Here is a 16122-nt window from a genome sequence, read left to right as displayed (position 1 = left end):
GAGCCGGCGCCGATATAAGAGTTGAGTATGGGAAAAGGAGAACGTTGAAATGCCATTGGAGAATCTGATTGGCGTGGCAATCATCGCGTTGGGCATGGTCCTGACGCCGGGACCGAACATGATCTACCTGACGTCCAGAGCGATTTCGCAAGGACGCATGGCCGGCATGATTTCGCTGGCAGGGGTCGCGCTGGGCTTCGTCTGTTACCTGGTTGCTTCAGGCCTTGGTCTGGCGGCACTGTTCAAGGCCGTCCCGATGGCCTATGACGTGGTTCGCATTGGGGGCGCGTTCTACCTCGGCTATCTGGCCTGGAATATGGTGACAGGTGCTTCGCCGTTCGAGGCGCGCGAACTATCCCCTCATTCACCTCGCAAGCTTTTTACCATGGGGCTGGTAACCAACTTGCTGAACCCGAAAATCGCACTGATGTATTCAGCACTGATCCCCCAGTTCATTGATCCTTCGACAGGCTCGACCCTTCAGCAATACATGCAGTTGGGGCTGGTGCAGATAACCATTGCAATTACCGTGAACGGCCTGATCGTCCTGGCTGCCGCGCGAGTTAGTCGCTTCCTTACCACTCGACCGAAGGCCATGCGGGCGCAACGCTGGGTATCGGGTACGGTACTGGGGGTGTTCGCGATCGATATTCTTACGCGTAAACCTCTAGCTTGAGCCCGCTTTGCTGATGTTGTGACTACACAGCGCTGGGTTGGGCTGCGAAGCGGCCCCCTGCACTCATTCAGACAAACCGTGCATTCAGGTTTTACGACGGCTGCGCCGCCGAACGGGGATAAATCCCCTCACCACAGGGTTAAATGTCAGGCCGGAATGTCGAGCAACGAAATCAGACGCGGCTCAAGCGCATCAGGTTTCACCTCGAGCACCGCCACCGTCACCGGCAACCTGAACCGCCTCGGCCCCGCACTCCCCGGATTAAGAAACAACCGCTCCCCCCGCCATTCAATCACCGGCTTGTGCGAATGACCGGTAATCACCAGCCTCGTCCCCTCCTCCAGCAACGCCGGCACATCCGCCATGTCATGCACCAGCAGCACCTGCCACCCCTCAAGCTCGAACCGCAGATGATCGGCAATCCGCCCCGCCCAAGGCAGCTTCAGGTCATTGTTCCCACGGACTACATACAGCGGCGCAATGGCCTCCAGTTGCTCAAGAATCTCCGGCTTGCCAATGTCACCGGCATGAATGATCCGCTCACAGCCCTGCAATGCCTCAAGGGCCTCGGCGCGGAGCAAACCATGGGTGTCGGAGATCACGCCCACTTTCATGCAGAACTCCATGACCGATTCAAAAACATGCCCTGATTATTCGTCTCGACTTAGCATCCTGCAATCACACAAAAACCTGTGGGACCTGAGTACAGCCGGGTAAACCTAGTCGGCTATCAGGCCGCCATCGCGGGCAAGCCCGCTCCCACAAGGGTTTGTGCCGACCACAAATTTTGCAACCGACACAAAAACCTGTGGGAGCGGGCTTGCCCGCGAAGAGGGAGTGTCAGTGCCGTAGATGCTGGCTGACACACCGCTTTCGCGAGCAAGCCCGCTCCCACAATGGGACTTTCTGTACATCTGGGGAATTTGGTTGGCTACAAGGCCGTCTTCGCGGGCAAGCCTTGCTCCTACGGGGTTATGCGTCAGGCCGAGGGACGCATCAGAATCGCCCAGGCCTCGGCCGTAAAGCTGTAACTCTTGTCCGCCTGGTAATCGATGACCCGCTCTTCGCACAAGCGCTTCAACACCTCACGCACGCTGATGAACGAACATTCCACCGCCGAGGCCTCAAGCCAGGCGTGGGTGCCGTTCACACCGATGCTGCGGCCTTCCCGGGCGGCGACCAGCAGGGCGTCGATGACTTTGAGGCGGATCAGGCTGGTGCGCAGGCCGTAGAACTCCAGCAGTTCGCGGATCGGTTTGTTGGTGCGTGGAGCGATCGGGGCCTGAAGGTGGTACATGCGAACAGTCCTTTTCGAAAACGTTTGGCATTTGAATTGGTGATGTTGTTTTTGACGTTTTTTTACCAATTGCTCCGTTAGAGTGCCTGCATCGGTCACACAGGTAACGGTTGATGAAACCCTCTAACCCTCAAGATTCAGAAGACGAAATCCTCACTCAGGCAGCGAACTGGTGCCTGCGTCTGAATGATGAAACCTGCACCGCCGAGGAGCGGGCGGCGTTTCAGCAATGGGTCCAGGCCGATCCGCGGCACGCGTTCGAGTACGCGAAGATGCTGGAGATCTGGGATCTGAGCGACGAGCTGCCGAACGACCCGCGCACCGCGAAAAAGCTGCTGACCGATCCGCCCTCCCGTCACCACGGTGTGCGCAAGATGTAACCTGCTCACAACACACCTTCCTCGACCTTTACCGAGCGACGCTTGCGCAGCCGTTCGGCCAGGGTCAGCACCGAAACAAAGAACACCGGCACGAACAACACCCCCAGCACCGTCGCCGCCAGCATCCCGCCGATCACCCCGGTGCCGATCGCCCGCTGACTGGCAGCGCCCGCACCCGTGGCCAGCGCCAGCGGCACCACGCCAAGAATGAACGCCAGCGACGTCATGACAATCGGCCGAAAGCGCAAGCGCGCCGCCTGAGACGCCGCCTGCGCTAGGCTCGCACCCTGCGCGTGCAACGCCTTGGCGAACTCGACGATCAGGATGGCGTTCTTCGCCGCCAGGCCGATGATGGTGATCAGCCCGACCTTGAAATACACGTCATTGGGCATGCCCAGCACCGTCACCGCCGCGACCGAGCCGAGCATGCCGATGGGCACGATCAGCAGCACGGCAAAGGGAATCGCCCAGCTCTCGTACAGCGCCACCAGCACCAGCAGGACCATGGTCAGCGACAGGCCCACCAGCATCGGCACCTGGTCGCTGGCCTGCTGCTCCTGCAACGACAGCCCCGACCATTCCAGGCTGAAACCGGCCGGCAACTCCCGGGCGATTCTCTTCAATTCCGCCATGGCTTGCCCGCTGCTGTACCCCGACGCCGCTTCGCCGGAGAAACGCAGCGACGCCGAGCCGTTGTAGCGGCCGATCTGCAGTGGCCCCACCTGCCACTCGAAACGGCTGAAGGCTTCCAGCGGCACCAGTTGGTTTTGCCGGTTGGGCACTTGCAGGCGCAGCAGCGCTTCAGGCGTTTGCCGACTGCTGCCATCGGCCTGGACGATCACCCGCTGCATGCGCCCCTGATTGGCGAACTCGTTGATTTCCTCAGAGCCCAGCGCCGAGGCCAGCGCGGCGCTGATCACATCGAAACTCACGCCCAGGGTCTCGGCCTTTTCCCGGTCGATGGTGACATTGATCTGCGGTGCATCGGCCAGTGCATCCTCGCTCAGATGCCCGATCACCGGCGAAGCCTTGGCCGCCGCCAGCAACTGAACGCGCGCCTTCTGCAGCGCCTCGTGTCCCTGCCCCGCCAGATCCTGCAGGCGCAGGTCGAAACCGCTCGCGGTGCCGAGGCCGTCCACCGGTGGCGGCACTACGCTGTACAGCGTGCCGTCGGGCACGTCTTCAAAGGCATCGTTCGCCTTGCGCGCCACCGCCTTGCTCGACTCGCCGCTACCGCGCTGCGACCAATCCTTGAGGGTGAGATAGGACATCGCAGCGTTCGCGCCTTCCCCTGAAAAACTGAAACCCAGGATCGCCAGCACATGATCCGTCGTCGGTTGTGCCAGGGCATATCGCTCCCAGGCCTGCAGCGTTACGTCGGTGCGCGACGCTGAAGCGGCCGGCGGCAGCTGGATATCGGTGACGATGTAACCCTGATCCTCGGACGGCAAAAATGAAGTCGGCAGCCGCGCATAGGCAAACGCCAATACCAGCAACAACAGCAGGTACAAACCCATGCTGCGGGCGCTGCGCCTGACCCAGGTCGCGCCCAACCGCTCATAACGTTGAGCCAGTGCCTCGAAGCGTCGATTGAACCCGCGCATCCAGCGGTTGCCATGGGGTTGATGCGCCGGGTCGAAAGGCTTGATTACCGTCGCGCACAGCGCCGGCGTCAGGGTCAGCGCAAGGAACCCGGAAAACAGGATCGACACCGACAACGCCATGGCGAACTGCTGATAGATGATCCCCACCGAACCACCCATGAACGCCAGCGGCAGGAACACCGCCGACAACACCAGGGTGATGCCGACAATCGCCCCGCTGATCTGCTTCATCGCCTTGCGGGTCGCGGCCTTGGGCGACAGATGCTCCTGGCGGATCAGGCGCTCGACGTTCTCCACCACCACAATGGCGTCGTCCACCAGAATGCCGATGGCCAGCACCATGCCGAACAGGGTCATCATGTTGATCGAGAAGCCCAGCGGCGCCATCACCGCGATGGTCCCCAGCAGACACACCGGCACTACCACCGCCGGAATCAGCGTGTAGCGCAGGTTCTGCAGGAACAGCAGCATCACCAGAAACACCAGGACCATGGCTTCGATCAGGGTGTAGATCACCTGATGGATCGCCACGTCGACGAAGTACGAGGTGTCGTAAGGCACGCTGACGGTCATGTTCGCCGGCAAGGTGCTGGACAGTTGCTCGAGCCGCAACTTGATCGCCTCGGCGGTTTCCAGCGCATTGGCCCCCGGCGCCAGCTGCACGGACATGGCCGCCGCCGGCTTGCCGTTGAGCCGCGCGTCGAAGCGGTAATCCCTGCGCCCCAGCTCGACCCGAGCCACATCGCGGATGCGCACGCTGGAGCCGTCGTCGTTGGCGCGCAGTACGATGTTGCCGAACGCGTCCACCGATTCCAGCTGCCCCTGCACCATCACCGTCGCGGTGATCTGCTGGTCGGCCGGCCCCGGTCGTTCGCCCATGCTGCCGGCGGGCACCTGGGCGTTCTGCGCGGCGATGGCCTTTCCGACATCGGCCATCGACAGGTTGTAACCCACCAGCTTCGCCGGATCGACCCAGATGCGCATGGCCCGTTCGGAGGTGTACATCTGCACCCGCCCAACCCCGTTGACGCGGCGGATTTCATTGTTGACGGCGCGGGCCGCGTAATCGGCCAGGCCGATGGAGTCCTGCCGATCGTCGGTGTAGGACAAGGCGTAGACCAGCAGGAAATTGGAGCGCGCCTGATCGACCTTCAGGCCTTGCTCGATCACTGCCCGGGGCATGCGCCCGATCACCCGTTGCAGGCTATTCTGCACGTCGACCTGTGCCAGGTCGGCATCGGTGCCCGGCTTGAAGGTGATGGTGATGCCAGCCCCGCCGTTGGCGCTGTTGGACTCGTGATAGATCAGGCCCTTGAGGCCGTTGAGCTCTTCTTCGATCAGACTGGTGACGTTCTGGCTGACGATCTGTGCCGAGGCGCCGGGGTAGTTGGCGCTGACGGTGATTTGCGTCGGTGCCACGTCCGGGTATTGATTGACCGCCAGCGTCCCGAGGGTCAGCAACCCGGCGAGCGAGATGAACAACGCGATGACCCAGGCGAAGTTCGGACGATTGATGAAAAATTCCGGCATCGAAAACTTCCGTCAGTTGCGGGCCTGTTGCCCAGCCAAGGTGATGACGTTGACCTGCATGCCGGCGCTGACTTTGTCGACGCGCTCGACCACCACCTGATCCCCGGCGGACAGCCCCTGGGTGATCTGCCAGTCCGAGCCCTGCATCGCGCCGGTGCTCACGATCCGCTCGCGCACCACGCCACCGGCGTCCACCAGCATCAACCGCGCCTGACCATCGGTACCGCGCTGCACCGCCTGTTGCGGGACGAACAAGGCTTGCGGATCGACCCCGGCCGGCGCCACCACGCGCACGTACAGGCCTGGCAGCAGCAGATTGTCGGGGTTGGGGAATTCGCCGCGCAGGGTCACCTGACCGGTGCCGCGATCGACGGAAATATCGGAGAACATCAAGCTGCCGCGACGAACCTTCGGCGGATTGCCCACCTGCAGCGTGACCTCGGCGGCGCCTTGACCGTTGAGGCGCCCACTGGCCAGAGCCTGTTGCAAAGCCACCACCTGATCGGCGGACTGGGTGAAGTCGGCGTAGATCGGGTCCAGTTGCTGAATGCGCGCCATCTGTGTCGCCTCGTCCTGCCCCACCAGCGAACCTTCGCTGGCCAGCGCGCGGCCGATCCGGCCGCTGATTGGCGCGCGCACCTGGCAGTAACCGAGGTTGAGTTTTGCCGTGGTCACATCGGCCTGGGCCGTCAGGCGATTGGCCTGGGCGCTCTTGAGGTCGGACATGGCATCGTCGAAGGCCTGCTGGCTGACCGCGTTGATCTCCACCAGTTGCTTGAAGCGTTGGACCTGGGCATTGGCGCGATAGGCATCGGCCTCGACCTTGGCCAGTGCGCCTTCGGCGCGCATCAGCGCAGCTTTGAACGGCGCCGGGTCGATGCTGAAGAGCAATTGGCCGGCCTTGACGTCGCTGCCCTCCTGAAAGTGCCGGGTCAGCACCACCCCGGCCACCCGCGCGCGCACCTCGGCAATGCGCACCGGCTCGATCCGCCCCGGCAGATCGATGGTCATGGCAAAGGCCCGTGGCTGCACCGTCAGGGTCTTCACTTGCGGCACCGCCGCACTGGCGGCGGGCGGTTTTTGTTCACCACAAGCGCTTAATCCAAGCACCGCCATCAACAGCAAGGCGGGCTTCATGGAGGCGAAAACCTTGTGCATTGTCACTCCCTGTCCAATGAAAAAAGGCCTGCCGATTGCGGTCGGCAGGCCCCTCTGTCGCAGTGCATCAGCGTAGCGGACGCTCGTTGATCGTGCTGGCCGCGCGGAACAGAATCTGCGCGACGAAATCGATCTCCTGTTCGGTGATGATCAACGGCGGCAGAAAGCGCACGGTGGCGCCGTGACGACCGCCCAACTCGACGATCAGCCCGTGTTGCAGGCACGCCTGCTGGAAGGCCTTGGCCCGGGCGCTGTCCACCGGTGGATGGCCTTGGGCATCTCGCTCGCCCTGCGGATCGACGATCTCCATGCCGAGCATCAGGCCACGGCCACGCACATCGCCGATCCAGGTGAACTCGCTCTGCAACGCCAGCAATTGTTTGCGCAGGTGCGCGCCAACGCTTTCGGCGTGGGCCACCAGGCCTTCATCGCGGATGAAGCGCAAGGTCGCGGTGCCGGCGGCCATCGCCAGTTGGTTGCCACGGAAGGTGCCGGCGTGGGCGCCCGGTTGCCACACATCGAGGGAATCGTTGTAGACCATCACCGACAACGGCAGGCCGCCACCAATGGCCTTGGACAGAGTGATCACGTCCGGGGTGATGCCCGAGTGCTCGAAACCGAACATGCGGCCGCTGCGGGCGATGCCGCACTGGATTTCGTCGACGATCAGCGGAATGCCGTGGGCCTGGGTCAGGCGTCGCAGTTCCTGCATCCAGCGATCCGGCGCGGTGATCACCCCGCCTTCGCCCTGGATCGGCTCAAGGATCATTGCCGCTGGCGCGGTCACGCCGCTTTCCGGATCGCTGAGCAAGTGTTCGAGGTAACGCACATTCAGGGTCACGCCCTGTTCGCCGCCCACACCAAACGGGCAGCGGTATTCGTGGGGGAATGGCAGGCGTTGCACGCCGGCCATCAAGCCGCCCAATGCATTTTTTGGCGAGAGGTTGCCGCTGATCGCCAGCGTGCCCAACGTCATGCCGTGGTAGGCCCCTTCAAAGGCCACTACCGAATGCCGGCCAGTGGCGGTGCGGGTCAGCTTCAGTGCGGCTTCCACCGCATCGGCGCCACTGGGGCCACAAAACTGGATGCGCGCATTTCGCGCAAAGTCGGCTGGCAGGCAGCCGAAGATTTCCTGGACGAAAGCGTCCTTGACCGGGGTCATGAGGTCCAGGGTGTGCATCGGCAGACCCGAAGCCAGGACCTGGGTGATGGCCTCGACGATTACCGGATGGTTGTGCCCCAGCGCCAGGGTGCCGGCACCGGCGAGGCAATCGACGAACACCTGTCCGCGACTGTCCTGCACGTAGATGCCATGAGCCCGTTCCAGCACCAGTGGAATGCGCCGCGGGTAGCTGCGGGCATTGGATTCCTGCTGTTGCTGACGTTCCAGCAGCGGGGTCGGATCAAGGCAGTACGGGTTCGACAGACCGGTGTGCAACAGGCGTAGCTGTGGCGCGCCACCGGATGTGGCATTCGAAAAAGCACTCATGATTTCCTCCACGGAGGCTGGGTTTGGACAGGACCAGAACGGCCTGAAAGCGAAAGCTTTCAGGTAACGAAAGCCTTGAGACCGGATGCGGGGAATCCTTTCCCCTTGTCCATGATTTACCGGGGTTGCGTTACATGTCGTAGCGCAGGATCAGGCCGGCAGTACGCGGTGCGCCAACATCGATGATGTCGCCGCTGCGGTTGTTGGTGACGTATTCCTTGTCGAAGGCGTTTTTCACGTAACCGGATACCGAGACGTTCTTGGTGACCTTGTACTCGGCGTTGAAGTTGGCCAGCCAGTAGTTGTCGGCCTTGCGCTCATTGATGACCTGACCGGCATCGTTGAACTCGTACTCGGACGGGGCGGTGCTCTGCCAGACGACGTCAGTGTTGAGGGTCACACGCTCGTTCCAGCGATAGGTGGCGCCCATGGTCATCTTGTACTTCGGCGAGAAGAGGAAATCTTCGCCGCTCATGTCGCGACCGTCGCTGGTTTCGAAGTCCTTGTACTTGCCATCGGTTACCGAGGCACCGGCGTTCAGGGTCAGCTGTTGACCAAAGTCTTTTTCAACGGAAACTTCCAGACCCTTGATGTCGCTGCGGCCGGCGTTGAACACGTCGAAGAACTCGGTTTGCGGGTTCACGACGCTGACCTGCTGATCCTTCCAGTCGGTGTAGTAAAGGTTGGCGCGGGTACGCAGGGTCTGATCCATGAACGAACCACGGTACGACAGCTCGTAGTTGGTGGTGTATTCCGGATCGTAGGAGGTGTGACCGCTGCCGGCACGGACGTTGACGCCGCCGCCGCGATAGCCACGTTGCACCATGAAGCCCACGAACTGATTGTCCGCCAGCTCGTAGTCGATACCCAGCTTCGGCAGCACGGCATCGGACTTCTGAGTGTCTTTGCCAGGCTCGGAGAAGTCATCGGCTTCCACGTCGGTGTGGTTGCTCTCGTGGTCGTAGCGCAGGCCGGTGATCAAGGTCCAGCGCGGGGCGAAGGTCCAGTTGACCTCACCGAACACGGCGCTGTTCTCGATCGAGGTATCGCCCTTGACCGTACCCAGCAGACGCGAGCCGTTGAACAGGCGGTCGTGGAAATTGTTGGTGTTGTGGCCGTAGTAGAGACCGGCGAAGCTCTTCACGTCGTCCGAGTTGTAGTTCAGGCGCAGTTCCTGACTGAACAGGTAGCCATCCTGCTTGCGCAGTACCACCTGGTTGGCGGTGGACGACTGATCGAAGTCCAGGCGCGCGTCGTAGTCGGAGTCGGTGTTGGCGGTGAGGCTGGTGATGGACCAGTCGTCATTGAGGCGATAATCGACCTTGGCGCTGACCGTGTCCTGCTTGAGCTTGTCGTAGGCTTCGGTGTTGGAGTCGATCTTGTAGTAACGGATCCGGTCGCCCTGGCGAACCACCGAGTTGTCGCCCTTGCGGCTTTCACCGTGGGCATAGGTCAGCAGCACGTCGGTGTCGTCGTTCGGCAAGATCAGCAACTTGCCGCGACCGTTGGCGGTGCGGGTCGGGTTGGCGTCATCACCGTTGAACAGGTTGTCGATGTAACCGTCGCCTTCCTGGTAATCCAGGGCGATACGGCCGGCAATCTTGTCGTCGACGATCGAACCGCCACCGGCGATCGCACCACCGCGTTCACCATAGGTGCCGCCGTTGGCCTGCGCCGAAAGGCTCGGTACGAAGGTCGGGTTCTTGGTCTGGATGACCACCGCACCGGCCAGCGAGTTGCGGCCCTGGGTGGTGGATTGCGGGCCGAGGAACACTTCGACCTGCTCGACGTCCCACAGCGGCATCGGGCTCAGGGTCAGCGCGCGGTTCGGTTGCACGGCGCCGTCGACGAATACCGACACGGCACCATTGAGTGCGGCGGGGCCCTGGTCATCGAAACCGGAAACCGGCACGCCACGGATACCCCAGTTTTCGTTGCCGGAGGTGTTGTAGATACCCGGTGTGCGGGCGAACACATCGACCAGGCTGTGGTCTTCCTTCTCGCGGAGTTGCTTATCCGTAACGACGGCTACACTCGTCTGGGTTTGCTCCAGGGTACGGTTGATTTTTTCACCCGTGACCGTGATCGGAGCGATCTCCATGGAGGTCGATTGTTCGGCTGCCCATGCACTGTTCGTCAGGCAGAACGCCGACCCCACAGCCAGTGCAATTGTAGTTTTTTTGTAATTCACGCCCCGCTCCCCTGCGACAAAATTTGGTGTTTTTCTCAATGTCCAGAACGCTGTTTTTCCCCAGCCGGCGGGAGTCTAATCCAAAAAAAAATTTAAAGAAATAAGATTGATAACGGCTCTCATTTGTAATAAATATGCCTCATTGTATCGGTGACAATACATTTCAGCGGCGCCCCTCAGCGCAACCAGCGTAGCCACCTTTGCCCGGTTTTCCAGGTGGTGAACGCCCTTTTGCTGGACTGAAAAAGATAAAAAAGGATGCACCCGGATGACATCAATCGAACCCCTCAGCGTGCGTTCCGAAGCCTTGTCCCCTGCTCCAGTCGTCGACCATTCGTCGACGCTGCCGGTGCTGATCGAGGGCAGACCGGGACAATCGATCCATGATCTGGACGCCTCGATTCGCGCCACTCTGGATCAGGCGCTGACCACCGTTGGCGGCGTCCTTTTTCGCGGCTTCAACGTGCCCACTCCCATCGATTTCAAGCGTTTCGCCGCCAGCTTCGGCGCGCCGCTGGCCAGCTACGAATTCGGCTCCACACCACGCAGCAAAGTGTTCGCCGGGGTCTACAGCTCCACCGAATATCCGGCCCACCAGTTCATCCCCCTGCACAACGAACAGGCCTACACCCGGCCCTGGCCTTCGCGCATCTGGTTCCATTGCATCAAGGCCAGCGAGACCGGCGGCGAAACACCGATTGCCGACAGCCGCCTGATCTACCAACGCATGCCTGCTGAAATCCGCGAGATGTTCGAAAGCCGCGAGCTGCTGTATGTGCGCAACTACAGCGGCGCGCTGGACCTGCCATGGCAGAAAGTCTTCAACACCGAAGACCGCGCCCAGGTCGAGCGCTACTGCCAGGACAACGATATCGAGTGGGAATGGAAAGCCGACGGCGAACTGCGCACCCGCCAGCGTTGTGCGGCGGTGCTGCAGCATCCCGATACCGGCGAGTGGGTGTGGTTCAACCAGGCGCACCTGTTCCATGTCTCGGCCATCGAACCGTCCGTGCGCGAAAGCCTCCTGGCTGCGGTGGGCGAAGAAAACCTGCCGCGTCACGTGTATTTCGGCGACGGCTCGGCCATTCCCGATGCGGTGCTCGACACCGTGCGCGAGGTCTATCGCCAGACCGCCATCAGCTTCCCTTGGCAACCCGGCGACGTCCTGATGCTCGACAACCGACTGGTCGCACACGGCCGCAATCCTTACACCGGTGACCGCAAAGTCATCGTTGCCATGGCGTGAATTGCACATGTTTTCTTTTGAACACTGGATCGAAGTGCTGGAAACCAACGCCCGGCATTTTCCACAGCGCGCGGCCCTGCACTTTTTGCCCGATGGCGTCGAGATCGGCGAAACCCTGACCTTCGCCCAACTGCACGAACAGAGCCAGTCGCTCGCGGCGGCCTTGCAGGCGCGTTATGCGCCGGGTGACCGGGTCCTGCTGATGCTGCCCAGCAGCCTCGACTACGCCCGCGCCTTCTGCGCCTGCCAGTACGCCGGGATGATTGCCGTGCCGCTGTTTCCGCCACCGTCGCGCAAACCGCGTCATCTGGATCGCGTGCGCAATGTGGTGGTGGACGCAGAGCCGGCGCTGATCCTGGCCCCGGCCGATCATTGCGACAACCTGCGCGAACTGGTCGAAGGCCGGGTCGATGTGTCGACGGTCGAGGACCTCGGCGTGCCGCCTGCCAGCCAGTGGAAACGCCCGGATATCGACGGCGCGACCGTATCCTTTCTGCAATACACCTCCGGCTCCACCGGCACGCCCAAGGGCGTCGAAGTGCGCCAGCGCAACCTGATCGCCAACGTCGAGCTGATGCGTCAGGCCTACGGCTTCGATGAACACGGCGCCATGATCAACTGGTTGCCGCTGTACCATGACATGGGCCTGATCGGCGGCATGCTCGCGCCGCTCTATAGCGGCATGCCGTGCTACCTGATCGCCTCGCAGACGTTCGTCAACGCGCCGTCCACCTGGCTCCAGGCCCTGAGCCGTTATCGCGCCACCGCCAGCTTCGCGCCTAATTTCGCCTACGCCCTGTGCAACCGCGTGGTCAGCGACAGCCTGATCGCCCAGCTCGACCTGAGCGCCTGGCAGCACGCAATCAATGGCGCCGAGCCGATTCACCCCGGCACCCTCGACACCTTCGCCCAGCGCTTTGCCGCCTGCGGCCTCAACCCGCTGGCGATCAGCCCCGGTTACGGCCAGGCCGAAGCGACCCTGTGCGTCAGCGCCACCCCGGCCGATGCCCTGCCGGTGGTGTTGCGCCTGGACAAAGCCGTGCTGGAAAGCGGCCGCGTGGCCCTGGCGGCGGACGATGCCCCGGCCGTGGAGTTCGTTGCCTGCGGTTATCCGCAAGCCCTGCACAGCATCGCCATCGTCAATCCGCACAATCACGAACGCTGCGCCGCCGATCAGGTCGGCGAAGTCTGGCTGCAAGGCCCGAGCAACGCCGAGTCCTACTGGAAGAATCCCGAAGCCAGCCGCGAGGCCTTCGAGGCCTGCATCGTCGGCGAAGAGGGCCACTACCTGCGCTCCGGCGACCTGGGTTTCATGCACGAAGGCCAGGTGGTGATCTGCGGGCGGGTCAAGGATCTGCTGATCCTCAACGGCCGCAACCTGTATCCCCACGACATCGAATTCGCCATCACCGACGCCGAGCCGGGCATCCGCACCGGGCGCATCGCCGCGTTCTCGGAAATGGACCCGGTGCTGGGCCGCGAGAAGCTGGTGATCGTCGCCGAGCCGCATCGCAAATACGTCAAGCCGGCGCAGCATCCGGCACTGTTCGCATCGATGCAGAGCGCCGTGCGTGAAGCCGCCGACTGCGGCATCGACCAGATCGTGCTGGTGGAAGCCGGGACCATCCCGATGACCACCAGCGGCAAGATCGCCCGCCAGGGTTCGCGCAAGCAATTGGCCGCGGGCACCTTGAGCATCATTGCCCAGTACGGTGGCGCGACGGTCGACGACGCCGAACAGATCGAGCGCGTACAACTGCTGGAACGTGTTGCCCTGGGCGATGAAAGCGCCCTGCCCGCCTGCCGCCAGTGGCTCAAGCAGACCCTGCGCGAGGTCAATCCATACCTGGCGGTGGACTTCGACCACAGCCTGATCAGCCTCGGCCTGGACTCGATTGCCGTGGCCGACTTTGCTGCCCGTCTGCACCGGGATCTTGGGTTGAACCTCGACACTCAGCGTCTGTTCGGTGAACAGACGCTGGCCGATTGGGCTCAGGCATTGCTGGATTTCCTCACCGAAACCGCGCCGCAAGCCACGGCCTCGACCGAAGACTCCGGCGTCGACAAGGATCACGGCCGCCAGTCCTTCGCCCAGAGCCGTCTGTGGTTCCTGCGTCAACTCGATCCCACCGACACCCGCCATAACCTGGTGCTGCATCTGCGTCTGGAAGGCACGCTGGACACCGAAGCACTGGCCTCAAGACTCAACGCCCTGATCGACCGTCACAGCGTGCTGCGCACCGTGTATCAGGACGACGTCGCCGGACCGCAACAGCGAATCCTACCGGCAACAGCGGTGCCGCTAACCCTGCACGATTTGCGCGATCAGCCGTCCGACATCCAGCAAAAAGCCCTCGCCGAGCGTCTGGCCGAAGAACACGCCACCCCTGTCGATCTGCAAAACGGCCCGTTGCTGCGCGCCGTCTTGCTCAGCCGCGACGACCAGCAACACGACCTTTTGCTGACCCTGCACCACATCGCCTTCGACGGTCGTTCGACGCAACTGTTGCTGGCTGAACTGGCGGGCGCCAACACGGCAGAACGTCCGCAGCAGTATCTGGATTTCGCCCGCTGGGAAGCCGCTCACTGGAGCGCCGAACGCATCGCCGCCGAACAACAGTTCTGGCACGAGCATCTGGCGAACGTGCCGCAAACCCTGGCCCTGGGTGGCAGCGGAAAAAATCCGGGCGAGCACCACCTCAACTTCACCCTGCCCCAGGCCGCTTGCGAGCCGCTGACCGCACTGGCCCGCGAGCAAGGCATGACCCTGTTCATGCTGTTGCTGGCCAGCTATCAACTGGTGATCCGGCACATCGGCGGCCAGCAGCAGTTCCTGCTGGGCACCGACGTCAGCGGCCGGCCACTGGCGGCGCACAACGACGTCATCGGTTTCTTCGTCAACCAGCTGACCCTGCGTTGCGACCTGAGCGGCGAACCGACCCTGGCCGGTTTCTTCGCTCAAGTGCGTGACGAGGCTCGACTGGCTTATGCCCACCAGGGCCTGCCGTTCGATCTGGTGGTCTCGGCCCTGGCGCCGCAACGTCGCGCCGGTCACTCGCCGCTGTTCCAGGTCAAGCTCAACTACCAGCCATCACGGGTGAACCCGACCGCCATCGCCGGCGCGCACATGTCTTCGCTGGTATCGGCCCAGGATCCGGGGGATTTCCATCTGGTGCTGGACCTGACCCACGGCAGCGCGGGCATCGAGGCGAACCTTAAATTCCGCGGCGAGTTTTTCGATCAGGACCGCGCCCTGCGCCTGCAACACCTGTGGACGCTGCTGCTGGGCGAAGCCCGTGATCTGCTGGACTTGCCGTTGCCGGCACTGGCCGAACGCCTCGAAGCCTGGGATCAGGCGTTCCAGCGTGAACGCCAGCAGTCCCAGGCCTCGGCCGGCCGCGCCCAGATGCTGCAAACCAAACGTCGCTCAATGCCCCTCTAACCGAGTTGGATGCCTTTATGTCTATCGTGCCCCCACCGTCTCGCGCCCTCGGCGGCGTGCGACGCAAAGCCATGAACGTCTCGGAACGGCAACTGGTCAGCGAGCGCCTGTTGAACCCGGATCACGCCCTGCCGCTGGTGATCGAGCCTGCGGTGGCGGGCGTGGATCTGGTTGCCTGGGCGGCCAGCGAACGGGAAAACCTGGAGAAGAAACTGCTGCAATACGGCGCCCTGCTGTTTCGCGGCTTTTCCGTGCAGTCGGTGGAGCAGTTCGATCAGGTGATCGCCGCGCTCTCCCCCGGCGCCCTGGAATACATGTTCCGCGCCTCGCCGCGCACCCGGGTCGGCGGCAACATCTACACCTCGACCGATTACCCGGCCGACCAGATGATTTTTCCGCACAACGAACACTCCTATTCCCCGCGTTTTCCGTTGCGTCTGTTCTTCTACTGCCACCTGCCGTCCGAGACCGGCGGCGAAACCCCGATCGGCTCGACCCGCGCGGTGAAGGCCGGCATCAGCCCGGAGATCGAAGCGCGTTTCCGGGAAAAAGGCGTGATGTACGTGCGCAACTACGGTGACGGTTTTGGCTTGCCGTGGCAGAGCGTGTTCCAGTCCGAGGACCGCGCCGAGGTGGAGGCCTACTGCGCCAGCGTCGGCATCGAAGTGGAGTGGAAAGACAATAACCGCCTGCGCACCCGCCAGCGTGGGCCCGCCGTGGTCCGTCACCCGAGGACCGGCGAAGAAGTCTGGTTCAACCACGCCACGTTCTTCCACATCAGCACCCTGCCGCCGAGCATTCGCGATTCACTGCAAAGCAACTTCGGCGATATCGACCTGCCCACCAACACCTTTTACGGCGACGGCGAGGCCATCGAGCCACACGTCCTGGAATCCCTGCGGGCCGCCTACCTCGATTCACTGGTGCGGTTCAGCTGGCAACAGGGCGATGTGCTGTTTATCGACAACATGCTCGCGGTCCATGGCCGCGAACCCTTCACCGGCAAGCGCGCGATCATGACCGGCATGGCGGAAGCCCTGCTGTCGAGTGACGTGGCGGTCTGATTTTTCAACGGGTGCCTTTCAGTTGATCACACAACTTTCTGCCGG

The 16122-nt window shown here is 62.6% G+C and carries 11 protein-coding genes; 5 read left to right on the top strand and 6 right to left on the bottom strand.

Translation table 11 applies throughout. The annotated features are described in order from the left end of the window. Positions 1 to 49: 49 nt before the first annotated feature. Entirely contained in the window at positions 50 to 676 is a 627-nt protein-coding gene (locus K9857_RS00200) for a LysE family translocator (RefSeq protein ID WP_224532891.1), read from the top strand. A 146-nt stretch (positions 677 to 822) separates the two neighbouring features. Here K9857_RS00200 and K9857_RS00195 read toward each other — a convergent pair whose 3' ends face one another. Then, positions 823 to 1290 carry a metallophosphoesterase family protein gene (locus K9857_RS00195; protein WP_224532890.1) on the bottom strand — a complete coding sequence of 156 codons (468 nt, stop codon included), beginning with the start codon at positions 1288 to 1290 and terminating at the stop codon, positions 823 to 825. Between the two features lie 365 nt (positions 1291 to 1655). Continuing rightward, the gene (locus K9857_RS00190) at positions 1656 to 1973 is read right to left on the bottom strand and encodes a fe2+ zn2+ uptake regulation protein (protein WP_224532889.1); all 318 of its coding nucleotides are present in this window, start codon (positions 1971 to 1973) and stop codon (positions 1656 to 1658) included. Between the two features lie 113 nt (positions 1974 to 2086). On the opposite strand from K9857_RS00190, the gene K9857_RS00185 reads away from it, so the two are divergent. Beyond that, on the top strand, positions 2087 to 2353 hold the full coding sequence (locus K9857_RS00185) for a FecR/PupR family sigma factor regulator (protein ID WP_224532888.1): 267 nt from the start codon (positions 2087 to 2089) through the stop codon (positions 2351 to 2353). Positions 2354 to 2358: 5 nt separating this feature from the next. On the opposite strand, the gene K9857_RS00180 is transcribed toward K9857_RS00185, so the two are convergent. From K9857_RS00180 to K9857_RS00165, 4 genes are all read right to left on the bottom strand, one after another. Further along, positions 2359 to 5487 carry a multidrug efflux RND transporter permease subunit gene (locus K9857_RS00180; protein WP_224532887.1) on the bottom strand — a complete coding sequence of 1043 codons (3129 nt, stop codon included), beginning with the start codon at positions 5485 to 5487 and terminating at the stop codon, positions 2359 to 2361. Positions 5488 to 5499: 12 nt separating this feature from the next. After that, positions 5500 to 6645 carry an efflux RND transporter periplasmic adaptor subunit gene (locus K9857_RS00175; RefSeq protein WP_224532886.1) on the bottom strand — a complete coding sequence of 382 codons (1146 nt, stop codon included), beginning with the start codon at positions 6643 to 6645 and terminating at the stop codon, positions 5500 to 5502. Positions 6646 to 6712: 67 nt separating this feature from the next. Further along, positions 6713 to 8134 carry a diaminobutyrate--2-oxoglutarate transaminase gene (locus K9857_RS00170; protein WP_224532885.1) on the bottom strand — a complete coding sequence of 474 codons (1422 nt, stop codon included), beginning with the start codon at positions 8132 to 8134 and terminating at the stop codon, positions 6713 to 6715. 130 nt (positions 8135 to 8264) lie between these two features. Beyond that, positions 8265 to 10325: a TonB-dependent receptor gene (locus K9857_RS00165; RefSeq protein ID WP_224532884.1), complete on the bottom strand. Its 2061-nt coding sequence runs from the start codon at positions 10323 to 10325 to the stop codon at positions 8265 to 8267. Between the two features lie 268 nt (positions 10326 to 10593). Here K9857_RS00165 and K9857_RS00160 point away from each other — a divergent pair, with 268 nt between their 5' ends. From K9857_RS00160 to K9857_RS00150, 3 genes are read left to right on the top strand one after another with little or no spacing between them, the layout of a single operon-like run. Continuing rightward, complete coding sequence (locus tag K9857_RS00160) at positions 10594 to 11571, top strand: TauD/TfdA family dioxygenase (protein WP_224532883.1); 978 nt, start codon at positions 10594 to 10596, stop codon at positions 11569 to 11571. A gap of 7 nt (positions 11572 to 11578) precedes the next feature. Further along, positions 11579 to 15013 carry a condensation domain-containing protein gene (locus tag K9857_RS00155; RefSeq protein WP_224532882.1) on the top strand — a complete coding sequence of 1145 codons (3435 nt, stop codon included), beginning with the start codon at positions 11579 to 11581 and terminating at the stop codon, positions 15011 to 15013. A gap of 17 nt (positions 15014 to 15030) precedes the next feature. Next, complete coding sequence (locus K9857_RS00150) at positions 15031 to 16077, top strand: TauD/TfdA family dioxygenase (protein ID WP_224532881.1); 1047 nt, start codon at positions 15031 to 15033, stop codon at positions 16075 to 16077. Positions 16078 to 16122 lie beyond the last annotated feature (45 nt).

It is taken from the genome of Pseudomonas sp. REP124, assembly GCF_020164475.1.
Taxonomy (GTDB): Bacteria; Pseudomonadota; Gammaproteobacteria; order Pseudomonadales; family Pseudomonadaceae; genus Aquipseudomonas.
Note: the sequence above shows the minus strand (reverse complement) of the source record. Positions and strands in the feature narration are given on the sequence as shown.